Raw genomic sequence first — 24637 nt, forward strand, 5'->3', positions numbered from 1 at the left:
GCTCCTTGCTCATGAAACCGGCAAAAAAGCTGCCGGTTTCAAATTACACTCAGAATATCAGCCCACCGGCGACCAGCCGCAGGCCATTGAAAAGCTGGTCAAAGGATTCAAAGAAGGCAACCAAGCCCAGACTTTACTGGGGGTTACGGGATCTGGCAAGACCTTCACGATGGCCAATGTGATCCAGCAGCTGAACAAGCCGACGCTGGTCATTGCACACAATAAAACCCTCGCGGCACAACTCTACGGTGAGTTTAAGGAGTTCTTCCCCGAGAACGCAGTGGAGTATTTTGTGTCCTACTAGGGAGAGGACCCCTTGGGCGTGCTATTTAGTGGTATTTCGCGTTACTTATACCAGATATTGTGGACTAGGTGGACTGTATGGACATGATAAAACAGGGTGGATTAGACAGCATAGGTGACCTTCATTCGTAAAGACGCGTATAGGGCAGGATGGTATGCAGAATAATCGACAGGGAGGAATTATTATGCCGACTTCAAGTATTACCCGGAATTTTGTTATCACTGGAAAAAATAAGGTAGAGACGTTTGTCAACGCGCTGGAAGAATCGGCAAATGCTGATGTACCCTTACGGAAAGTGGCAGCGAGACAGCTGACAGACCCAAAAGAGATCAAGGTTTTGATGATGAAAGCAAAGAAGTGTAGATGCGAACGGGAAGAATCAGAGAGAACTAGAATTATTAGAGAGGGTCAGAATTAAATTTATTAACTGTGAAAAATATGATATGCTTTTATAGAGGATAGATGAAGGGATTAAAGAAGGCAGAACGTGAGAAGAAAACGTCCACTTGAGGCAGTGCTGTCACGGAATGCCAGTTTCTATAGAGATGAGGTGATTAGATGACTGCAGCAGAGATTTTTGCTGGCGAATCTGATAATGTGGAGTTTAAAAGCGAAATTCCACCTAAAAGCGAAAAGTATATGAAGACAGTGGTGGCTTTTGCCAATGGCAAAGGCGGGAAGCTGGTTTTTGGCGTAGAAAATGGGACATGGACTGTCACCGGGTTTTCTAAGGAAGAAGTCTTTCAAAAGATGGATGCGATTACGAATGCCATTTTCGATAGCTGCGAACCTAAGATCACCCCTAACATTGCTGTGCAGGAAATCGACGGAAAACTGATCATTGTCGTAGAGATTATTTCTGGAATGCAACGTCCTTACTATATCAAAAGCCAAGGCATTATGGATGGCACCTATATCCGAGTAGCCGGAACAACACGCCATGCAGAGCGGTATCGTGTACAGGAACTCATTATGGAAGGAACAAACCGTTCTTATGATCAAATTGAGAGCGAGCAGATTGTTTCGGAAAATGAAATCGCCGCCTTCTGCGAGAAAATGTACCAGCATGCCATTAAGCTGGCTGAGACAGATACAGCAAGAGAGCAGATCCAAAAGGTAGGCAAAAATCAGCTGCTTTCATGGAAACTGCTGATAGAACGGGAGGGAGTTTGCCATCCAACCAATGGTTATCTTCTTTTGGACGGCGATATGGTAGACTTTCCAGATGCCGCCATACAATGTGCAGTATTCAAGGGCAAGGTACGTGATATCTTTATCACTCGTAAGGAGTTTACAGGAGCTATTTACGAACAGATTGAAGACGCTTACAATTTTGTGCTGCAGCACATTGACCTTGGCTCTCGTATTGAGGGAATTGCCAGGCAAGACTACTATGAATTACCTGTTAAAACTATCCGTGAGATGATTTCCAATGCTGTTTGCCACAGAAGTTATCTTACACCGGGAAAAATTCAAGTGGCGCTTTTTGATGACCGGCTGGAAGTAACTTCTCCTGGAATGCTGGACAGTGAGATTACCATTGAGAAGATGAAGACAGGCCTTTCAAAGATTCGAAATCGTGGGATAGCAGCGGCCTTTTCCTATATGAATATCGTAGAGGCATGGGGGAGCGGTATCCCGAAAATGTTTCAGGAGGCAAAGGAATATGGCCTCCGTGAGCCCGAGCTGATTGATATGGGCAGCGATTTCCGCATCAACCTCTATCGGAAAAAAGCTATTACAGATCAGAATGGTGTTGTTGATCCTAGAGAGCGTGATACCAATGACACCAAAGCTGATACCAATGACACCAAAGCTGATACCAATGACACCAAAGCTGATACCAATGATACCAAAGCCGATACAGATGATATCAACGATACTTATGAAAAGGCTATTCTAGATATCATTCAAAACGACTCGAGTGTAACACAAAAAAATATTGGAAAGAAACTCGGTATTTCTATCGCTACGGTGAAAAGGATTATGAGAAGTCTTCAAAAAAGCGGCTGGATACAGCGTGAGGGTTCCAGCAGGAACGGCTCATGGGTCATCATAAATTCGAAGGAGTAAAGTAATGTGCAAGTTTCATACAGACGAAGGAGGTGTTTGAATATGGCAGCTTCGAGTATAACAAAAAATTTTGTCATCGCGGATAAGGATGATGTGGAGGCATTTGCAGATGCGCTGGAGAAAGCTGCCAACACAGATTATCCTCCTATTCCGACATTGGGAAGGCAGGTAACTGATCCTAAAGAAATTAAAGCTCTGATGATAAGGCTGAAAGAGAAAAAGATGAATGGATGATTCACAGAAATATTTTTACATCAACATTCGTGGATACCTTGGACAGGAAGGTTCAAATGAAATCGGAGACTATCAGTATAACGAACTGAATCAGCTGATTTCCAAGAAGGATGGAAATGAGAGCTACACCTATACCTATGACAAGCGGGGCAAGAAAGACTGAAATAACAATGCAAGATGCGGAGAATGTCGTCGACAGAGTAATTGGAAAATTAGTGAGTTGCCAGGACGTGTAGAAATTTGGACCAACGAAGGAACATATGTGAGGTGAGTAAGTGGCAAGAATGACTTGTAAATGTGGTAAATTATTAGATAATCATGAAGCACCAAATGACATAGAACTTATTGTATATACAGATAAAGAATGGGATGCAATTTGTAATTGTGACAGTATACAGCCTTGGATGATACCCTCTCCCAGGTATGAGGTATGGCGTTGCCCTGTATGTAAAAGAATCTATGTCTACGATAGAGGGGAAGATATTCCGATTATGATTTATACACTAGAGAATTAGAATAATCGCTTGGGGAAATTAGGCTAGATTTAAGGGGGGAATCTTTTATTAAAATGCGGCTGCCGGGTTCAGTGCTTATGCTGATCCCGGCGGCTTTTATCTTGTCACAATTCAACAACAAACGTAACTCTTTTTACAGCATACCACACGAATCGTTGCTGGGCATACAGAAAAGACTTAGTACCGGATGGTAAATACTGGACGTTGGAATAGTTTTAGTGTAAAATTGAACATACTAAAAAAGTATAGCAGCAGAAGGGAACGGATGTTCTAAAATGCGGCTATACTTTTTTCGCTATCCATGCTATAATTTGCCTGACTGGAAGAAAAGCAAGCGCGGCCGGAGGGAGCATTTGCTTTTCTCTGGTCAGGCAGCGAAGAACCGAAGGTTCTGAGCATGCCAGAATGAACAACGTGAATTCTGGCATGTTTGGTGACCTTTAGAAATGCCAATTCCACCAGGGTTTATCTGGTGTTACGCAGTTTTGAAAAACACGTTTTGGTGACCTGAATTCGTAAAATCAAAAAAGTTTGCCTATTAGGCAGGCCAAAATTGCTTCATTTTACGAATTTCTGCCTAATAGGCAAACTTTTTACTACGGTCACCAGGGAGGAAAAATAGAAAATGGGAAATCAAGGACATTCGCAATCCGCTGGCGAAGGCCAGCTCCTTGCTCATGAAACCGGCAAAAAAGCTGCCGGTTTCAAATTACACTCAGAATATCAGCCCACCGGCGACCAGCCGCAGGCCATTGAAAAGCTGGTCAAAGGATTCCAGGAAGGCAATCAGGCCCAGACTTTACTGGGGGTTACGGGTTCCGGCAAGACCTTCACGATGGCCAATATCATCCAGCAGCTGAACAAGCCGACGCTGGTCATTGCACACAATAAAACCCTCGCGGCGCAGCTCTACGGTGAGTTTAAGGAGTTCTTCCCCGAGAACGCAGTGGAGTATTTTGTGTCCTACTATGATTATTACCAGCCGGAGGCGTACGTGCCCTCCACAGATACCTACATTGCCAAGGATTCCGCCATCAACGATGAGATCGACAAGCTCCGCTTGTCGGCCACCGCGGCGCTCATCGAGCGCCGCGACGTTATCATCGTCTCTTCAGTGTCCTGTATCTACGGGTTGGGTGAACCGGAAAACTTTGAGAAGATGATGGTGTCCCTGCGGCCGGGAATGGAAAAGGACCGGGACGAGGTGCTGCGGCAGCTCGTGGATATCCAGTATGATCGGAACGATATGGACTTTAAGCGCGGCACATTCCGGGTGCGGGGGGATGTGATTGAGATCATTCCGGCCAACGAGGCCGAGACGGCTGTGCGGGTGGAGTTTTTCGGAGACGAGATCGACCGGATTACCCGGATCGACGTGCTGACCGGAGAGATTAAGGAAGAGCTGAATCATGTGGCGATCTTCCCGGCCTCCCATTATGTGGTGCCGGCGGAGCAGATCAAGCGGGCAGCGGCGGCCATCGAGCAGGAGCTGGAGGAGCGCGTCCGGTATTTCAAGAGCGAGGATAAGCTTCTGGAAGCCCAGAGGATTGCGGAGCGGACGAATTTCGATATCGAGATGCTGAAGGAAACGGGCTTCTGCTCCGGCATCGAGAATTATTCCCGCCATTTGTCGGGGTATGCGCCGGGAACGCCGCCCAATACGCTGATGGATTATTTTAAGGATGATTTCCTGATTATTATTGACGAGTCCCACAAAACGGTTCCGCAGATCCGCGGAATGTTTGCGGGCGACCAGTCCAGAAAAAGGACGCTGGTGGATTATGGATTCCGCCTGCCGTCAGCGCTGGACAACCGCCCCTTGAATTTTGAAGAGTTTGAAAGTAAAATAGATCAAATCCTGTTTGTGTCGGCGACGCCGGGAGAATATGAGGCGGATCATGAGATGCTGCGGGCCGAGCAGATTATCCGGCCTACAGGACTTCTGGACCCGAAGGTGGAGGTGCGCCCGGTAGAGGGGCAGATCGATGACCTGGTGGGTGAAGTCAATAAGGAGACGGCAGCAGGCCATAAGATTCTGATTACGACGCTGACTAAAAGAATGGCAGAGGACCTGACGGATTATATGCGGGAGCTGGGCATTCGTGTCAAATATCTTCATTCTGATATTGACACGCTGGAGCGGACACAGATTATCCGGGATATGCGTCTCGATGTGTTCGATGTTCTGGTGGGAATCAACCTGCTCCGTGAGGGCCTGGACATTCCGGAGATTACGCTGGTGGCGATTCTGGACGCGGACAAGGAAGGGTTCCTGCGTTCTGAGGTATCGCTGATCCAGACCATTGGCCGTGCGGCCCGAAATTCCGAGGGCCATGTTATCATGTATGCGGACACCATCACGGATTCCATGCGGCTTGCGATTGAAGAGACGGAGAGGCGCCGGGCGCTGCAGGAGGCTTATAATAAGGAGCATGGCATCACCCCGAAGACCATTCAGAAGTCTGTCCGGGAGCTGATCAGCATTTCCAAAGAAATCGCTCAGGAGGAGCTGCAGTTCGAGAAGGATCCGGAGTCCATGAGCAAAAAAGAGCTGGAAAAGCTGGTTGCGGATATCGACAAGAAGATGAAGAAGGCGGCTGCGGAGCTGAATTTCGAGCTGGCCGCGGAGCTGCGTGACAAGATGATTGAATTGAAAAAGCAGCTTGCGGATCTGTAGGGAAAGTACGGGAGAACCAGGAGAAAACCAGTAAGAATATTTTCCGGGTTCCGGCGCAGGCTATAGAGCAAAAGATAAGAGGAGTATTATGAAAAACTGTATCAGAATCAGGGGAGCAAATGAACATAATTTAAGAAATCTGGATCTGGATATTCCCAGAGATAAATTTGTGGTGCTGACGGGCTTAAGCGGTTCCGGAAAGTCCTCTCTGGCCTTTGACACGATTTACGCGGAAGGACAGAGGAGATATATGGAGTCTCTGTCTTCCTACGCGCGTCAGTTCCTGGGACAGATGGAAAAGCCGAATGTGGAAAGCATTGAGGGACTGTCCCCGGCGATTTCCATCGATCAGAAGTCCACGAACCGGAACCCCAGATCTACGGTAGGAACGGTGACGGAGATTTACGACTATTTCCGTCTGCTTTACGCGCGGATTGGAATTCCCCATTGCCCGAAATGCGGCAAGGAGATCAAAAAGCAGAGCGTCGATCAGATGGTGGACCAGATCATGGCCCTGCCGGAGCGGACGAGAATCCAGCTTCTGGCGCCGGTGGTAAAGGGGCGCAAGGGCGAGCATGTGAAGGTGCTGGAGCAGGCAAGAAAGAGCGGCTTTGTCCGTGTGAAGATTGATGGAAGCCTTTATGAGCTTTCCGAGGAAATCAAGCTGGAAAAGAATGTGAAGCACCTGATTGAGATCGTTGTGGACCGTCTGGTGGTGAAGCCGGGCATTGAGCGGCGTCTGGCGGATTCTATTGAGACTGTACTGAACCTGGCGGAGGGGCTTCTGATCGTGGAAATCGTCGGCGGAAGCGAGGAGGAGATTCTGTCCTTCAGCTCCAGCTACGCCTGCCCGGACTGCGGCATCAGCATGGAGGAGATTGAGCCGAGAAGCTTTTCCTTCAATAATCCCTTCGGTGCCTGCCCGGACTGCTTTGGTCTGGGGTACAAGATGGAGTTTGACGAGGATCTGATGATTCCGGACAAGTCTTTGAGCATTGCGGAGGGAGCCATTACGGTTATGGGATGGCAGTCCTGTACAGATCCGTCCAGCTTCACCTATGCGCTTTTGAAAGCGCTTTCGGAAGAATATCATTTTGATTTGAATACGCCATACGAAAAGCTGGATCCGGAAATTCAGAAGATATTGATTCATGGCACGGACGGCCATAAGATGAAGGTGCATTATAAGGGACAAAGAGGCCAGGGCGTTTACGACGTGGCCTTTGAGGGCCTGATCAAAAATGTGGAACGGCGTTACCGGGAGACAGGCTCGGAAATCGTAAAGCAGGAGTATGAGACCTTCATGCGGATCACGCCCTGTAAGACCTGCGGCGGTCAGCGCCTGAAGAAGACTTCCCTGGCCGTGACGGTGGCGGATAAAAATATTGCGGAGATTACTGCCATGTCTGTCCGGACGCTCTATGATTTCCTGAAGGATCTGAAGCTCACGCCTCAGCAGGAGCTCATCGGAGCGCAGATTTTAAAGGAGATCCGCGCGCGTATCGGCTTTCTGGTGGATGTGGGTCTGGATTACCTGACACTGGCCCGGGCTACGGGTACCCTGTCCGGCGGAGAGGCCCAGAGAATCCGTCTGGCGACGCAGATAGGTTCGGGACTTGTGGGGGTGGCCTATATTCTGGACGAGCCCAGCATCGGCCTTCACCAGAGGGACAACGACAAGCTGCTGGCGACCCTGAAGCGCCTGCGGGATTTGGGAAATACGCTGATTGTCGTGGAGCATGACGAGGACACCATGTTTGCGGCGGACTATATTGTGGATATCGGGCCGGGAGCCGGAGAACACGGCGGTCAGGTAGTGGCAGCAGGCACGGCGGAAGAGATCATGGCCTGCCCGGAATCGATTACGGGCGCTTACTTAAGCGGACGGCTCCAGATTCCGGTGCCGGAGACGCGCCGGACTCCCACGGGATGGCTTACCATCAAGGGAGCTGCAGAGAACAATCTGAAGAATATTCAGGTGGATATCCCGCTGGGCGTGATGACCTGCGTGACAGGAGTTTCCGGATCTGGAAAGAGCTCTCTTGTCAATGAAATCCTGTATAAGACGCTGGCGAGAAAGCTGAACCGGGCGAGGACAATCCCCGGAAAATATAAGGCGATAGAAGGAATCGAGCAGCTGGATAAGGTCATCGCCATCGACCAGTCACCCATTGGGCGGACGCCCCGTTCCAATCCGGCGACCTACACGGGCGTCTTTGACCAGATCCGGGATCTTTTCGCGTCCACGGCCGACGCAAAGAGCCGGGGCTACAAGAAGGGACGTTTCAGCTTCAACGTAAAGGGCGGCCGCTGCGAGGCCTGCTCCGGAGACGGGATTATCAAGATTGAGATGCATTTCCTGCCGGATGTCTATGTGCCCTGCGAGGTCTGCCAGGGAAAACGGTACAACCGGGAGACGCTTGAGGTAAAATATAAGGGCAAGAGCATTTTTGACGTACTGGATATGACGGTGGAGGAAGCGCTGGAATTCTTTGAGCCGGTGCCCTCTATCCGCAGAAAAATAGAGACCCTGAACGATGTGGGACTTTCCTATATCAAGCTGGGACAGCCGTCCACGACCCTGTCCGGAGGAGAGGCTCAGAGAATCAAGCTGGCCACGGAGCTTTCCAAACGAAGCACCGGAAAGACGATTTATATTCTGGACGAGCCGACGACAGGACTTCATTTCGCAGATGTTCACAAGCTGACGGAGATCCTGCAGCGTCTGGCTGAGGGCGGCAATACGGTTGTCGTCATTGAGCACAATCTGGATGTGATTAAGACGGCGGATTATATCATTGATATGGGACCGGAAGGCGGAGACAGGGGCGGCACAGTGATCGCGAAGGGGACGCCGGAAGAGATCGCGGAGCAGGAGGTGTCCTATACAGGGCAGTACCTGAAAAAGTATCTGAAGCCGAAGAAGCCGGAAGCATAAGGCGTACAGAGAATACAGAATAGAGGGCCTGCGTTTGTAAGGGGTTGTGTAAATTTCAAATTTTGCATATAATGTATCGTAACGAAGTAAAATGAAATGGCAGGATACCATACAGAATATGAAAAACGAATCCCTTTACAATACGTTATGCGAGATAAACGGGGCAGAGAATGTGCTCCGCAATGAACCTATGAATAAGCACACGACCTTCCGGATCGGAGGCCCGGCCCGGCTTTTCTGTCTTCCCCGGTCGGCAGCGCAGCTTGCCGGGACTGTAGAGGCCTGTGAGAAAGCAGGCATGTCTTGGTATATTCTGGGGAATGGCAGCAATGTGCTGGTGAGCGACAGCGGGTATGACGGAGTGGTCATCCAGCTGTTTCACAATATGGAAGCAGTCCGTATAGAGGGCTGCCTGATGGAGCTGGAAGCAGGCGTTCTTCTGGTAAAGGCGGCTCACCTGGCGGCAAAGGCAGGACTTACAGGACTGGAATTTGCTTCCGGGATCCCGGGAACCGTAGGAGGAGCGCTGGTCATGAACGCAGGGGCCTACGGAGGAGAGATGAAGGACGTAGTGCGGGAAGCTCTCGTCATGACAAAGGAAGGGAAGCTTCTCCGGCTGAGCCGGGAGGAGCTGGAGCTGGGCTATCGGACCAGTATCATCGCCCGGAAGGGCTACGTGGTTTTAAGTGCGCTTCTGGAGCTGAAGGAAGGCCTTCAGACGGAGATTGAAGGCCGGATGCAGGAGCTGAAGGAAGCGAGAACCACAAAACAGCCTCTGGAATATCCCAGCGCGGGCAGCACGTTTAAGAGGCCGGCCGGATATTTTGCAGGGAAGCTGATTATGGACGCAGGGCTTCGCGGATACCGCGTAGGCGGAGCGGAGGTTTCGGAAAAGCACTGCGGTTTTGTGATTAACAGGGGGGACGCTACTGCGGAGGATGTCATGAAGCTGATCCGTCATGTACAGACGGAGGTCAGGGACAAATTCGGAGTAGAGCTGGAGATGGAAGTGAAGACCCTGGGGTTTTAAACGGATTCCGGGAACAGGCTGGGAAAGCCGGCGGAAAGGACCGGCGCAAGAACCGGCAGTTAAGGGAGAATACGAATGAGATTTGTGATAGTGACCGGCATATCTGGTGCAGGCAGAGGAACCTCCTTAAGGATACTGGAGGACGCAGGCTATTTCTGTGTGGATAACCTTCCGATTTCTTTGATTGGGAAATTTGCGGAGCTGATCTATTCCAGCACCAGCGAGATTTCCAAGGTGGCTCTGGGGCTGGATATTCGAAGCGGACGGACGCTGGACGAGCTGGAGAGCACGCTGGGCAAGCTGTCCCGGGATGGCTATAAGTACGAGATTCTGTTTCTGGAGGCCTCGGATGACGTGCTGGTGAAGCGGTATAAGGAGACGAGAAGAAACCATCCGCTGGCCCAGGACGGCCGCATCATCGAGGGAATTGCCGAGGAGAGGAAGAAGCTGTCTTTCCTGAAAAAGCAGGCGGACTATATTATTGACACCAGCAGCCTTCTCACGAGAGAGCTGAAGCAGGAGCTGGACAAAATTTTTGTGCAGAATAAGGATTTTAAAAATCTGGTGATCACAGTTCTGTCCTTTGGCTTCAAATACGGGATCCCCAATGACTCGGACCTGGTGTTTGACGTAAGATTCCTTCCGAACCCTTACTATTACGAGGAGCTGAGAGGTCTGAACGGGAATGACAGGGAGGTTCAGGATTTTGTGATGGGCTTCGAGGTGTCCCACCGTTTTCTGGACAAGCTCATCGATATGATACAGTTTCTGATTCCCAACTATGTGCTGGAAGGAAAAAACCAGCTGGTGATTTCTATCGGCTGTACCGGTGGAAAGCACCGCTCTGTGACGCTGGCAAACAAGCTGTATGGGCGCCTGCGGGAAAACGCCGATTATGCAGTGCGGATTGAGCACCGGGATATCGGGAAGGATGCGATTGTAAAAGCCCATTGAGAAAGGGTATGAGGTGACAGATGTCCTTTTCCAGTGAAATCAAGCAGGAGCTGTCCTACCAGCTTCCGCCTGCCAGACACTGCCGTCTTGCGGAGATTTCCGCGATTTTAAGCTTCTGCAGCCATGTGGAGACCGGGGCGGACGGATCCGAAAGTGTAAGAATGCATACGGAAAATCTGGCAGTTGCAAGAAAATACTTTACATTGCTGAAAAAAACATTTAATATAGACATGAGCGTGTCGGTTCGTCAGAACAGAAATTCCAGTGGGAGCAGAAGCTTTGAGGTGACGTCTTATGCGGATATGAGCGCGGTCAGGCATGTCCTGATCCAAAATCCATGCTGCAGGCGCGCCTTTATCCGGGGAGCCTTTCTGGCTTCCGGTTCCGTCAGTGATCCGGAGAAAAGCTATCATTTTGAAATCGTATGCCCGGAGAGGGCCATGGCGGAGCAGCTCTCAGGAATGCTGGAGAGTTTTGGCGTTGAGGCGAAGATTACGCTTCGCAAGCACAGTTACATTCTTTATGTTAAGGAAGGTTCACAGATAGCAGACATTCTGAATGTGATGGAAGCGCATGTAGGCCTGATGAAGTTTGAGAATATCCGCATTCTGAAGGAGATGCGGAATTCCGTGAACCGGCAGGTGAACTGCGAGACTGCCAACCTGAATAAGACCGTTTCTGCAGCGGTAAAGCAGATTGAGGATATTCAGTATATCCAGAAGACGATCGGCTTTGAACAGCTGCCTGAGAATCTGGCTGAGATAGCGAGGCTGCGCCTGGAGCAGCCGGGGATGTCGCTGAAGGAGCTGGGACAGATGCTGACTCCGGCGGTAGGCAAATCAGGAGTGAACCACAGACTCAGGAAGCTGAGTTTTATTGCAGAAGAGCTAAGGGATCACAAGGAGGAGAGAATATTATGATTAAGCAGGAAATCACAATTCAAATTCCGGAAGGGTTGGAGGCCAGACCTGTGGCCCTGCTGGTGCAGGTAGCAAGTCAGTATGGCAGCGAAATCTATGTGGAAAGCGACAACAAAAAGGTAAACGCCAAGAGTATCATGGGAATGATGACCCTCGGCCTGTATGCCGGCGAGACAGTGACGGTCTCTGCCAACGGCGAGGACGAGGAAGAGGCTCTTGCAAATATAGAGAAGTTCTTGAGCAGTAAATAACTGTAAACGGAATATTCAGGGACTGCCGCAAAAGCATGCGGCAGTCCTTGTATTTTTTCGGGAAATTTGCTATCATGAGGTATGGCTCCGGAGAGAAATCGTTGAGGCTGAGGCCCCCGCCTGAGGCCATAGCCGGCGCCGGAGGAAAACAGCAGGGGAGATGCAGATGGACGCCTATACAAGCTTTGCGCAAGTTTATGATCTGTTTATGGACGGAGTTCCCTACCGGGAATGGGCCGGCCGGATCGTGGAGAAATTAAAAGGGTATGGGATTGAAGACGGGCTTGTACTGGAGCTGGGCTGCGGTACGGGCAGCATGACGGAGCTTTTGGCTGCGGCGGGCTACGATATGATCGGCGTGGATGCTTCAGAGGAGATGCTGGAGCTGGCCGACGGGAAAAAGAGGGAGTCCGGACATGATATCCTCTACCTTCTGCAGGACATGCGGGAGTTTGAGCTGTACGGTACAGTGCGGGCTGTCGTCAGTGTCTGTGATTCCCTGAATTACATTACGGAAGAAAAGGATCTGCTTCAGGTCTTCCGCCTGGCGCACAATTATCTTGACCCGGACGGAGTCATCCTTTTTGACATGAATACCGTTTATAAGTATGAGAAGCTTCTGGGAGAATCGGTCATTGCGGAAAACAGGGAGGAAGGAAGCTTTATCTGGGAAAACTGGTACGACCCGGAGGAAATGCTGAACGAATACGATCTGACGATCTACGTGAGAGAAGAGGACGGGCGGTACAGCCGCTCCCAGGAGACCCATTTTCAGAAGGCTTACGAGGCGGAGACGGTGCGCAGGCTTCTGGAGGAGGCCGGGTTCCAGGTGGAAGGGCTGATGGATGCAGAGACGGGAGGAGAGCTTCGGGAGGAGACGGAAAGAATCCTTTTCCTGGCCCGGAAGGCTGCGCAGACGGAGGAATGAACCAGAAGAAGCCTGGGGAGCGGACGAAAATCTTTCCGAATGAAAGAAAATATGAGATTTTGAGACAGGATAAAGGAGCAGAGATGTCAGATTATATTGTAAGGGCGGCTGCGGCGGATCTTCAGATCCGCGCTTTTGCCATCACATCAAAGGAGCTGGTGGAGAGAGCCCGCTCCATCCATAATACGAGCCCAGTGGCTACGGCGGCCCTGGGAAGGCTTTTAAGCGCGGGAGCCATGATGGGGGCCATGATGAAAGGGGAAAACGATCTTCTGACCCTTCAGATCAAGGGCGACGGGCCCATCGGCGGAATTACAGTGACTGCCGACTCCAAGGCCCGGGTAAAGGGCTATGTCAATGAGCCGGCGGTTTTGATTCATGCCAACTCAAAGGGAAAGCTGGATGTGGCCGGAGCTGTGGGAAATGGAATGCTGCGCGTGATCAAGGATCTGGGCCTGAAGGAGCCCTACGTGGGGCAGACAGAGCTGCAGACCGGAGAGATTGCAGAGGATCTTACCTATTACTTTGCCACCTCAGAGCAGGTGCCCTCCTCAGTGGGACTGGGCGTGCTTCTGAACCGGGACAATACGATCCGCCAGGCCGGCGGCTTTATCATCCAGCTGATGCCGTTTACCGGCGATAAGGTGATTGATGAACTGGAGAAAAAGCTTTCGGAGGTAAGCTCCGTGACAGCCCTTCTCGATCAGGGGCTGACTCCGGAGGAGCTGCTGGAAAGGCTTTTGGGAGATTTCGGGCTGGAGATTACGGATACGCTTCCGGCCTCCTATTACTGCAACTGCACAAGAGAGCGTGTGGAGCGGGCTATCGTCAGCATCGGGAGCAGGGATATCCGGGAAATGATTCAGGAAAATAAGCCGATAGAGGTGAAATGCCAGTTCTGTGATCAGGCATATACCTTTGATGTGGAAGACCTGAAAAGAATTCTGGCGAAGGCGAAGCGCTAGAGTGGAAAGGGAGAGCGAATGAGACACGGATTTATCAAGACGGCGGCTGTGACGCCGAAGGTTCAGGTGGCAGATCCGGAAGCCAACGCGCAGGAGATTATCCGTCTTGCTGCTGAGGCGGCGGGGAACGGTGCGAAGCTTATCGTGTTTCCGGAGCTGTGCATCACAGGCTATACCTGCGGCGATCTGTTTCTGCAGGAGCTTCTGCTGAAAAGAGCAAAGGAAGAGCTTTTCCGGATTATCCGGGAGACAGCGCAGCTGGATGCCCTGATCTTTGCGGGGCTTCCCTGGGAAAAGGACGGGAAGCTGTACAATGTGGCGGCGGCCTTTCAGGGAGGAAGGCTTCTGGGCCTGGTGCCAAAGACCTGCCTTCCTAATTATGGGGAGTTCTATGAGCTGCGCCATTTTGCCCGGGGAAATAAGGAGGCAGATGACGTCTGGGTAGACCTTGGAGACGGCGAAGGGGACTATATTCCTTTCGGGACAAAGCTTTTGTTTACCTGCGAATCTCTGCCGGGACTGGCAGTGGCTGCGGAGATCTGCGAGGACGTCTGGGTTCCGGATCCGCCCAGCATCCGCCATGCGCTTGCGGGCGCGACCGTAATTGTCAACTGCTCAGCCAGCGACGAGACGACGGGAAAGGACGGATACCGGGAAGCGCTGATCAGCGGGCAGTCGGCGAGGCTGGTCTGCGGATATATTTACGCAAATGCCGGAGAAGGGGAATCCTCCCAGGATCTGGTGTTTGGAGGACATAATTTAATTGCGGAAAACGGGAAGATTCTGAGCCGTTCCGCTCGTTTTAAAAATGAGACCATTTACGCGGATCTGGATATCGAGAGGATCGTGGGAGAGCGCAGGAGGATGACTACGTTTTTCTCGAAATCAGACGAGGTGTATACAGAGATCGGCTTTCGTCTGAAAAGGGAGGATACGAGGCTGGAGCGTCTGATCGATCCGGCTCCCTTTGTGCCGGACGACAGCCAGGACCGCCAGAGGCGCTGCGAGGAAATTTTTGCGATCCAGTATATGGGCCTGAAGAAACGCCTGGAGCATACGCACTGCCGGACTGCGGTGGTCGGTATTTCAGGCGGCCTGGACTCTACGCTGGCCCTTCTGGTCACGGTCCGTGCTTTTGACAGCCTGGGACTGCCCAGGGAAGGAATTCTCGGTGTAACGATGCCCTGCTTCGGCACGACAGACCGAACCTATCACAACGCCTGCGATCTGGTGAAAAGGCTGGGAGCGACGCTTCGCGAGGTAGACATCAAAGAAGCGGTATCTACGCATTTCCGGGATATCGGCCACGATCCGGAGCGGCATGATGTGACGTACGAGAATTCCCAGGCGAGAGAAAGGACGCAGGTGCTGATGGATCTGGCAAACCAGTCCGGAGGCCTTGTGATAGGAACCGGCGATATGTCGGAGCTGGCCCTTGGCTGGGCCACCTACAATGGCGATCACATGTCCATGTACGGTGTGAACGCCGGCGTGCCGAAGACTCTGGTTCGTCATCTTGTGCGGTACTGTGCGGATACCTATGGGGATAAGGAGCTGGCGGCGGTGCTTCTGGATGTGCTGGATACGCCGGTGAGCCCGGAGCTTCTGCCTCCGAAGGACGGAGTGATCGCCCAGAAGACAGAGGATCTGGTGGGCCCCTATGAGCTCCATGATTTTTATCTGTATTATGTGCTGCGTTTTGGCTTCTCACCCTCAAAGATTTACCGTCTGGCCCGGAGAGCCTTCGAGGGAGTCTACGGGGACGAGACGATTCTGAAATGGCTGAAGACCTTTTACCGCAGGTTCTTCTCCCAGCAGTTTAAGCGCTCCTGCCTGCCTGACGGGCCGAAGGTCGGCTCTGTGGCGGTGTCACCCAGAGGCGACTTAAGGATGCCAAGCGACGCCAGCGCGTCAATCTGGCTGAAGGAACTTGAAAACTTATAGGGCGGACGACCGTCCCGTGAAAAATGGAAACAGGGGAGATAATTATGGCTTTTAAGATTATTACAGATTCCGCTTCGGATCTGCCAAAGGAAATCATTGACAAATATCAGCTTCATGTGATTCCCACGCCGGTTACGATAAACGGAACCGACTATTTTGACGGAAAGACGATTTTTCCGGAGCAGTTTTACAAGATTCAGGCGGAAGGAGCCGATATCAAGACCTATCATATCAACCAGTATATGTTTTACGAGAACTTTAAGCCCTATGCAGAGGCGGGGGATGAGGTTCTGTACCTGTGCTTTTCCACAGGAATCGCAGGCACCTTCAACGCAGCCAACCTTGCAAAGGAGGAGCTTCTGGAGGAGTATCCGGATTTCAAAATCACAATTATTGATACGAAATGCGCTTCCATGGGCTTTGGCCTGGCGGTATATAAGGCTCTGCGCATGCAGGCAAATGGAGCTCCGAAGGAGCTGATCATTGAGGCGGCCCAGTACTTCTGCTCACACATGGAGCATATTGTAACTGTGGAGACACTGGAGTATCTGTACAGAGGCGGGCGGCTGAGCAAGACCTCGGCAGTGCTGGGCGGGGTGCTTGACCTGAAGCCGATCATTGAAATCAACAAGGAAGGGGCCCTGGAGGCGACAGAAAAGATTCGGGGCCGCCATAAATCCCTGAAGCGCTGCGTAGATCTTGTGGGCGAACGGGGCGTAGATCTGGATAAGCAGATCATCAGCGTGGTGCATGGAAATGATCCGGAGACCTGTGAAAAGGTGTGCGCGATGCTGGAGGAGAGATATCACTGCCATGACATCATCCGCTCCTGGGTGGGCTGCGCGATTGGAGCCCATACAGGCCCCGGCATCATCGGAATTGTGTTCCTGAACGCCAGCGAAGAAAAATATGCTGAATATCTGGGATAAAGCCAGACATACAGAGGATACCAGAGACTGCCGCAGCCCGATGCTTTGCGGCAGTCTTTTGATGCTCCGGATAAGCTGCCCCACATGCGGAAGGGGTGCGGAAAAGCGCGGTTTTCCGGGATCTCAAGAAAATCTTAAGAATTCCCGGCTTTAGAACTTAAAAAAGCCTTGTTATAACTGTAGACAGACAGTACAATGGGAGTTAGAGGTGAAAAGCATGACAAAAAACAAGAATACAATCCTGGTATGTGACGATGACAAGGAAATTGTAGATGCGATAGAGATTTATCTTTCTCAGGAGGGGTACAGAATCTTAAAGGCCTATGACGGCCTGCAGGCGGTGGACATACTTCAGAGAGAGGATGTGCAGCTGCTTTTGATTGATATCATGATGCCGAAGCTGGACGGTCTGCGTGCGACGCTTAAGATTCGGGAAAAGAGCAGCATTCCGATCATCATCCTGTCTGCAAAATCAGAGGACGCAGACAAGATCCTGGGCCTGAATATCGGTGCGGACGACTACGTGACGAAGCCCTTTAATCCTCTGGAGCTGGTGGCGCGGGTCAAATCCCAGCTTCGCCGTTATACCAAGCTTGGCACGGCGGCGGGAGAGAGCCAGAAGGTATATCAGACGGGCGGTTTGATGATCAATGATGATTTGAAAGAGGTGACGGTAGACGGAGAGCCGGTGAAGCTTACGCCTATCGAGTATAATATTCTGCTGCTTCTGGTGAAAAACCAGGGAAAGGTCTTTTCGATCAATCAGATTTATGAAAGTATCTGGAATGAAGACGCTATCGGAGCGGACAATACGGTGGCGGTGCACATTCGGCATATTCGTGAGAAAATTGAGATCAATGCAAAAGAACCCCGCTACCTGAAGGTAGTCTGGGGCATCGGTTATAAGGTGGAGAAGCTGTAGAATGAAATGGGAGTATTCGAAGGCCTGGAAGGCTGTGGCTGTTATTGTGAATCAGATCTGCGCAGTGGTTCTCGTCCTGTCTGTGGCTGTGTGCACGATTTATGTGGGAAGCAGCGGCTTTGGCTGGATTGGCAGCGACGAGAGCTTTGAGAGCACGGCCTATTATCAGAACGAGGTCCGTGAACAGATTTACCGCTGCATCCGGGCCGCCAGCCGGGAAAGCAAGTTTGAGAAGGACGGCGTCTATAATGCAGATCTTCTGGTGAACGTGGAGGAATATGTGGAGAGCGGCACGATCCTGAAGGGTGACCCTTCAGACGGCGGCCTCTATTACCGGCTGACAGATCTCCTGAACTGGTTTCTGGATGGCTTTGAAAGCATTACTCTGATGAAGCTGACTTATGATGATGGAAGCGTCGGTTACCTGACGAAGGGCTCCCGGAATTACACAGAGCAGTCCGTGTATGAGGACGGAGCGGCTGTCGCCTCGATCTCCACGGTAGGCGGGGAGGAAGGCTACCAGGAGGAAGTCTCCGGAGAGGAAAGCCAGGAAGCGGAGGATACGGGAGCAGCAGAGACGGAAGCTGCAGAAGAAGGAGCTTCGGATACGGAAAACGGAGAAATACTCTGGGAGGAGGTCATAGGAGCGGCGGATTCTGAGACGCTGGCTCAGATGGGAATTCCTGATCCGGGTCAGGCTACAGTACAGAATGTAGAACAGATCGAAGCGGTAGAGGAAAGATACGCTCCTGTAGGCTATGAAAGCCTTACCGCATATGCGGAAGAGCATTATCTGACAACAGATCAGCTCCAGGCGCTTTACTATGATCTGGAGAATATTATCTCTGTCATCTACAATGATTTTTATGCGTATAAAGAGAATCTTGAGCTGTTCAGCCCCAGCATGACCAATATGCGCTATCTGGTTATCCCCAAATCTGTGGCAGAGGTTACGCCGGAGGATTATGAGGAGAAGTGCTACACAAATATTATGTCCTTTGGCAACGCGGAATTTACTGACAGGGACGGGCTTGTGGCCTATATTCAGGGATTTCGGGATTATCTGATTTACGACAGCTCCAATATGGATTTCCAATCCAGCAATATGCCGATTTCTTTAAGCGAGCTGAGCAGCTATGTGAAGAGCTATCCTCCTTCGGTAGAGGGAGATTACATTCTGGCAGTGGCTGTCGATCCAAATTACATGGCCAGCGATAATCTGCAGATATATAAGCAGCAGTTCGAGGAAATCCGCCCGGTCAGCCAGCTTGCAGTCTATGGAGTGGTGCTGGGAGCGATTCTCTATCTTCTGACCATGGTATACCTGACGATGGCTGCGGGACGCGGCACAGAGGAAGGAGGATCCATACGGCTGAACCGTTTCGATCGTGTCAAGACGGAGGCGGCGGTGCTTTTGATCGCGGTGCCGGCCCTGCTTCTGCTGGCGGCGGCAGCCTATCTGTCACGCAGTGATATGAGTATGACAGAATTTACGCTGGGAGGCGGCGGCATTGCGTTTCTCTTCAATCTTCTGTTCCTGACTGGTTACCTGAGTCTGGTACGGAGGCTTCGGAGCAGGACACTGTGGACGAACAGCGTGTTGCACTGGATTGCTGCCGGCCTCGGAAAAGCGTTTCAAAACCGGAAGGCCACGACGAAGACACTGCTCAGCTATGGAAGCTTTCTGCTTCTGAACATCGTATTTCTCTGCATGGGAGCGCTGGGAATGTTCCTGGCTGTGCTCTTTGATCTGGGAACAGGAATTTTTCTGATGCGCCAGGCAGTGCAGCGGCAGAAAATTCTGGACGGCATTGCAAAGATTTCCGAGGGCGATCTGAAACATCAGATTCCCACAGACAAGCTGGGGGGAGATAATCTGATCCTGGCTGGGGCGGTAAACCAGATCGGAAAGGGCCTTTCTACAGCAGTGGAAAAGAGTATCAAGGATGAAAGGCTGAAATCGGACCTGATTACAAATGTATCCCATGATATCAAGACGCCGCTGACCTCGATTATCAATTACGTGGATCTGCTGAAGCGGGAGGACATCCAGAATGCGCGGGCAGAAAACTACATTGCGATTCTGGAGGACAAGGCTCTGCGCCTGAAGCATCTGACAGACGACCTGGTGGAGGCCTCCAAGATCAGCTCCGGCAACGTGAAGCTTGAGATGACCCGGATTAATTTCCAGGAGCTGATCAATCAGACAAATGGGGAATTCAGTGAAAAGTTTGAGGACAAGGGACTGCAGTTTGTGGTGAACATGCCCCAGGACCCGGTGGTGATCGAGGCGGATGGACGCAGGCTCTGGCGAATCATTGAAAACCTTTACAACAATGCGGCGAAATATGCGATGCCGAATACCCGGGTTTATGTGGATTTGACGATTGTGGGCCATATGGTTCGTTTCAGCATCAAAAATATTTCCGAGCAGCCGCTGAATATTGAGGCCGGAGAGCTGACGGAGCGGTTTATCCGCGGCGATGTGGCCCGAAGCACCGAAGGAAGCGGCCTGGGACTCTCGATTGCGAAGAATCTGACAGAGCTTCAGAAGGGCAGCTTTGATATTTACCTGGACGGGGATCTGTTTAAGGTGACAATTATCTTCCCGGAAGCCCCTTCTCCCGGAAAATCAGCGGGCAGGCAGGAGGAAGCAGGGACAGAGAACGGAGAACATGCAGGCCGGCTGGAATGAAGCAGGGATAAAACAGCTTGCATTCTCCCCCGCCTCTCTTTATAATATAAATATCGCGGCGTCCGTGGAAAGAAGAGAAGGGCGCCTGTTCAGGAGGAAAATATATGGTTCAGTTATTTGAAGGCGGAGCGTATCTGCTGAACGGGACAGAGCTTGTTCCGGATACGAAGGATGCAGCCAGCGTGCTGGAAAGCCAGCTCGGCAGCGTTCCTGCGAAGGAGGATGCGAAAAAGCAGACGATTGCCTATGGAATTCTGGAAGCGCATAATACTTCCGGAAATATGGAAAAGCTTGAGATCAAATTTGATAAGCTGACGTCTCACGACATTACGTTTGTGGGAATTATTCAGACAGCCAGGGCTTCCGGACTGGAGAGGTTTCCGATTCCCTATGTGCTGACAAACTGCCACAACAGCCTCTGCGCAGTAGGCGGAACGATCAATGAGGATGACCACATGTTCGGCCTGACCTGCGCCAAGAGATACGGCGGAATCTACGTTCCCCCGCATCAGGCCGTGATTCACCAGTTTGCCCGTGAGGTGCTGGCAGAGGGCGGAAAGATGATCCTGGGTTCGGACAGCCATACCCGCTACGGAGCCCTGGGAACCATGGCGATGGGAGAGGGCGGACCGGAGCTGGTAAAGCAGCTTCTGAATAAAACCTATGATATCAATATGCCTGATGTAGTGGGCGTATACCTGACCGGTAAGCCCCAGAAGGGCGTAGGCCCCCAGGACGTGGCGCTTGCCATCATCGGCGCTGTCTTTGAGAAGGGATATGTAAACAATAAGGTTATGGAATTCGTCGGCGACGGCGTGGAGAATTTAAGCGCTGATTTCCGTATCGGCATTGACGTCATGACGACGGAGACCACCTGTCTGTCCTCCATCTGGCAGACCGACGATAAGATTAAGGAATTTTATGAGATTCATAAGAGACCGGAAGCTTATAAGGAGCTGAAGCCGGGCAAGGTGGCATATTATGATGGAATGGTTTATGTGGATTTGAGCGCGGTCAAGCCGATGATTGCGATGCCCTTCCATCCGAGCAATACCTATACGATCGAAGAGGTGAAGGCGAATCTGGGAGATATTCTCAGAGATGTGGAAAAGAAGGCTCTGGTTTCCTTAGGCGGAGCAGTCGAGTACCATCTGACGGACAAGATCCGCGACGGAAAGCTTTATGTGGATCAGGGAATCATCGCCGGCTGTGCGGGCGGCGGCTTCGAGAATATCTGTGCGGCAGCCGATATCCTGAAGGGCGCAAGCATCGGCCCGGATGAGTTTACCTTAAGCGTGTACCCGGCAAGCATGCCGGTTTATATGGAGCTGGTGAAGAATGGAGCGGCAGCGGCGCTGATGGAGACGGGAGCTGTCATGAAGACAGCCTTCTGCGGTCCCTGCTTCGGAGCGGGAGATACCCCGGCCAACAACGGCTTCAGTATCCGCCACTCTACGAGAAACTTCCCGAACCGGGAGGGATCCAAGCTTCAGAGCGGGCAGATTGCGTCTGTGGCGCTGATGGATGCCCGTTCCATCGCGGCGACAGCGGCGAATAAGGGTTACCTGACAGCGGCGACAGAGATGGATGTAGATTACTCCAATCCGCGCTATTTCTTCGACAGCAAGATCTATGAGAACCGTGTCTTTGACAGCAAGGGCGTGGCCGATCCGTCTGTGGAAATCAAGATGGGGCCGAACATCAAGGATTGGCCCGCAATGCCGGCGCTTCCGGAGCAGCTGATTCTCAAGGTAGTATCTGAGATTCACGATCCGGTTACGACGACGGACGAGCTGATTCCGTCCGGAGAGACCTCCTCCTACCGTTCCAATCCGCTGGGACTGGCAGAGTTCACGCTGTCCCGCAAGGATCCGGCTTATGTAGGGCTTGCGAAGGAGATTCAGAAGGCAGAGAAAGCCATCGAGGCAGGAAATTGTCCTGCGGAGGCTGTGCCGGAGCTGAAAGACGTCTTCCAGGCGCTGGACGCATGGTACCCGGGTGTGGACAAGACCAATCTGGGCGTAGGAAGCACAATTTTTGCGGTGAAGCCGGGCGACGGTTCTGCAAGAGAGCAGGCGGCTTCCTGCCAGAAGGTGCTGGGCGGCTGGGCGAATATCGCCAATTCCTACGCGACCAAGCGTTACCGCTCGAACCTGATCAACTGGGGCATGCTTCCCTTCCTGATTGAGGAAGGAGAGCTTCCGTTTACAAAGGGAGACTTCCTGTTTGTGCCGGATATCCGCAAAGCGATCGAGGAGAAGCAGAGTGAGATTAAGGTCTATGTAAACGGCGAGAAGGAGCGTGAAGTGACGCTCCGGCTGGGAGGTCTGACCGATGATGAGCGTGAGATTATTCTGAAGGGCTGTCTCATCAACTACTATAGAGGATAAGAAATATTACAGCACATTACAGCTGCGGCGGCCGGGAAACCGGCCGCCGTTTTTATGGTATGACGGGCATGCCGTTAGTCTGTGGTGAAAGTCCACAAGGGGCGTAGTTGCCGACGAACCCCATAGCGACTCCCAAGGTTTGTATTGTGAGGTACAGGCGAGAAGAAGGGATAGCGAAATCGTAGCCTGACGGACAGAAACCTGATATAAGGCGTACATGGCGGATAAGCTGACCGTAGACAGCGAAGTCCAAAAGGCAACCGTAACCCATGTGCGTAAATCAGGCAGGTAGACGAGGAAAGACTGGCAGGCTTATCCCGTGAGGTCTCACAGGCGGAGATGTACCGTAGTAACAACGAACTGTGAGAAGTCAGCAGAGGCCATAGTAGGTAGAGTCCTGAAATGGATGTTGCTGAAGGGCTGAACAATGTAACTGTGTAATCAAATGTATGCTCCATGGAATACCCGACAGCAGGAAGGGCAAAACGTAAATGAGCAGGTACTGTACAACTTAGGGCGAATCCACGGAAACGGAAAGGAGAAAGCACACAAAGCAATGTCAGAACTGTTGGAAAAGATACTGTCCAAAGACAACATGAACGCCGCATACAAAAGAGTCTGCGCCAATAAAGGGGCAGGAGGAGTAGATGAGGTAACGATTGAAGAACTCGGCGATTATATCAAAGAGAACTGGGAGAGTATCAGGAATCAAATCAGGGGCAGGGAGTATAAACCACAGCCGGTCAGGAGGGTGGAAATTCCCAAACCGGATGGTGGAGTGAGAAAGCTGGGAATCCCGACTGTAATGGACCGGGTAATCCAGCAAGGTATCGTGCAGGTGATAAGCCCCATGTGTGAGCCATTGTTTTCAGAGTGGAGCTATGGCTTTAGACCGAACAGGAGCTGTGAAATGGCAATCAGGCAGCTGCTCTTATATTTAAACGATGGTTATGAATGGATAGTAGACATCGACTTAGAGAAATTCTTTGACAATGTACCGCAGGACAAGCTGATGAGCCTGGTTCACAAGATTATCAACGATGGCGATACAGAATCCCTAATCCGCAAGTATCTGAAAGCAGGAGTTATGACACCGCAGGGTTACGCAGAAACAAAAATTGGAACGCCACAGGGCGGAAACCTGTCACCGCTACTGTCAAACATCATGCTGAATGAACTTGATAAGGAACTGGAGACAAGAGGACTTCGGTTCACAAGATACGCAGATGACTGTGTAATAGCGGTCAAAAGCGAATCGAGTGCAAAAAGAGTGATGCGGACGGTATCAGACTGGATACAGAGGAAACTGGGGTTAAAGGTCAACATGACCAAGACTCACATCACAAGACCGCTAAAGCTGAAGTATCTTGGGTTCGGATTCTACAAGGACAGTAAGACAAAAGAATGGAAGAGCAGACCCCATCAGGACTCTGTGAAGAAATTCAAAGACAGACTGAAAGAACTAACCTGTAGGAGAATGCCGGGGACAGTCACGAGCAAGATTGAGAGAATCAATCGGGTGACAAGAGGGTGGATTAACTACTATGCCCTCGGCTCCATGAAAACAGTAATGACAGAAATTGATGCACACCTAAGAACAAGACTCAGAGTTATCATCTGGAAGCAGTGGAAAGTGCCGAAGAAACGACAATGGGGATTGCAGAAATTGGGAATCGGAAAAGACCTGGCAAGGCTGACAGCGTATTGCGGAGACCGCTATTACTGGGTAGCGACTAAGACATGCGTTGTCAGGGCAATCTCAAAAGAGGTATTAGCTAAAGCAGGGCTTGTAAGCTGTCTTGATTATTACAATGAGCGTCATGCTTTGAAGTTATGTTGAACCGCCGTATGCCGAACGGCATGTACGGTGGTGTGAGAGGGGAGAGAAAATCTCCCCTACTCGATTACAATACCGTCCGGCCATCCGGAAGTGCGCGTCAGAAGATGAAGGGTTGACAAATGCCTGCG

At 51.3% G+C, this 24637-nt stretch carries 18 protein-coding genes and 1 pseudogene; all 19 read left to right on the forward strand.

All coding sequences use genetic code 11. The annotated features are described in order from the left end of the window. Positions 1-85: 85 nt before the first annotated feature. Positions 86-301 (forward strand): annotated as a pseudogene (locus B5E77_RS15125) (DEAD/DEAH box helicase family protein); the annotation flags it as partial. Between the two features lie 187 nt (positions 302-488). After that, positions 489-722, forward strand: coding sequence for a hypothetical protein (locus B5E77_RS15130; RefSeq protein ID WP_087166199.1), 234 nt, complete (start codon positions 489-491; stop codon positions 720-722). A 140-nt stretch (positions 723-862) separates the two neighbouring features. Beyond that, positions 863-2377, forward strand: a complete 1515-nt coding sequence (locus tag B5E77_RS15135; protein ID WP_087166200.1) for an RNA-binding domain-containing protein — start codon at positions 863-865, stop codon at positions 2375-2377. A 42-nt stretch (positions 2378-2419) separates the two neighbouring features. After that, a complete protein-coding gene (locus B5E77_RS15140) occupies positions 2420-2611 on the forward strand; it encodes a hypothetical protein (RefSeq protein WP_087166201.1) in 192 nt (63 codons plus the stop codon). After that, the gene (locus B5E77_RS16860) at positions 2604-2774 is read left to right on the forward strand and encodes a hypothetical protein (protein WP_143468650.1); all 171 of its coding nucleotides are present in this window, start codon (positions 2604-2606) and stop codon (positions 2772-2774) included. The genes B5E77_RS15140 and B5E77_RS16860 overlap by 8 nt, the downstream gene beginning before the upstream one ends. Positions 2775-3751: 977 nt before the next feature. After that, complete coding sequence (gene uvrB / locus B5E77_RS15150; protein ID WP_087166203.1) at positions 3752-5803, forward strand: excinuclease ABC subunit UvrB; 2052 nt, start codon at positions 3752-3754, stop codon at positions 5801-5803. Positions 5804-5891: 88 nt separating this feature from the next. Beyond that, positions 5892-8741: an excinuclease ABC subunit UvrA gene (uvrA, locus tag B5E77_RS15155; protein WP_087166204.1), complete on the forward strand. Its 2850-nt coding sequence runs from the start codon at positions 5892-5894 to the stop codon at positions 8739-8741. Positions 8742-8859: 118 nt separating this feature from the next. Continuing rightward, a complete protein-coding gene (gene murB / locus B5E77_RS15160) occupies positions 8860-9771 on the forward strand; it encodes a UDP-N-acetylmuramate dehydrogenase (RefSeq protein ID WP_087166243.1) in 912 nt (303 codons plus the stop codon). A 75-nt stretch (positions 9772-9846) separates the two neighbouring features. After that, positions 9847-10725, forward strand: a complete 879-nt coding sequence (gene rapZ, locus B5E77_RS15165) for an RNase adapter RapZ (protein ID WP_087166205.1) — start codon at positions 9847-9849, stop codon at positions 10723-10725. A 20-nt stretch (positions 10726-10745) separates the two neighbouring features. Continuing rightward, entirely contained in the window at positions 10746-11645 is a 900-nt protein-coding gene (whiA, locus tag B5E77_RS15170; RefSeq protein WP_087166206.1) for a DNA-binding protein WhiA, read from the forward strand. Beyond that, positions 11642-11896: an HPr family phosphocarrier protein gene (locus B5E77_RS15175; protein ID WP_087166207.1), complete on the forward strand. Its 255-nt coding sequence runs from the start codon at positions 11642-11644 to the stop codon at positions 11894-11896. Before whiA ends, B5E77_RS15175 begins: the two co-directional genes overlap by 4 nt. A gap of 166 nt (positions 11897-12062) precedes the next feature. Beyond that, positions 12063-12824 carry a class I SAM-dependent DNA methyltransferase gene (locus B5E77_RS15180; protein ID WP_087166244.1) on the forward strand — a complete coding sequence of 254 codons (762 nt, stop codon included), beginning with the start codon at positions 12063-12065 and terminating at the stop codon, positions 12822-12824. Positions 12825-12907: 83 nt separating this feature from the next. Then, complete coding sequence (hslO, locus tag B5E77_RS15185; RefSeq protein WP_087166245.1) at positions 12908-13789, forward strand: Hsp33 family molecular chaperone HslO; 882 nt, start codon at positions 12908-12910, stop codon at positions 13787-13789. Positions 13790-13807: 18 nt separating this feature from the next. Beyond that, complete coding sequence (locus B5E77_RS15190) at positions 13808-15733, forward strand: NAD(+) synthase (protein ID WP_087166208.1); 1926 nt, start codon at positions 13808-13810, stop codon at positions 15731-15733. A gap of 44 nt (positions 15734-15777) precedes the next feature. Then, the gene (locus B5E77_RS15195) at positions 15778-16662 is read left to right on the forward strand and encodes a DegV family protein (RefSeq protein ID WP_087166209.1); all 885 of its coding nucleotides are present in this window, start codon (positions 15778-15780) and stop codon (positions 16660-16662) included. Positions 16663-16879: 217 nt separating this feature from the next. Then, complete coding sequence (locus B5E77_RS15200; protein WP_087166210.1) at positions 16880-17584, forward strand: response regulator transcription factor; 705 nt, start codon at positions 16880-16882, stop codon at positions 17582-17584. Position 17585: 1 nt separating this feature from the next. Then, a complete protein-coding gene (locus B5E77_RS15205) occupies positions 17586-20279 on the forward strand; it encodes a sensor histidine kinase (protein ID WP_087166211.1) in 2694 nt (897 codons plus the stop codon). Positions 20280-20383: 104 nt separating this feature from the next. Then, positions 20384-22669 carry a hydratase gene (locus tag B5E77_RS15210; RefSeq protein ID WP_087166212.1) on the forward strand — a complete coding sequence of 762 codons (2286 nt, stop codon included), beginning with the start codon at positions 20384-20386 and terminating at the stop codon, positions 22667-22669. A 556-nt stretch (positions 22670-23225) separates the two neighbouring features. Further along, positions 23226-24509: a group II intron reverse transcriptase/maturase gene (ltrA, locus tag B5E77_RS15215; RefSeq protein ID WP_087166213.1), complete on the forward strand. Its 1284-nt coding sequence runs from the start codon at positions 23226-23228 to the stop codon at positions 24507-24509. The last annotated feature ends 128 nt before the right edge of the window (positions 24510-24637 follow it).

The sequence above is a fragment of the Lachnoclostridium sp. An131 genome (genome assembly GCF_002160825.1).
Classification (GTDB): Bacteria; Bacillota; Clostridia; order Lachnospirales; family Lachnospiraceae; genus Laedolimicola.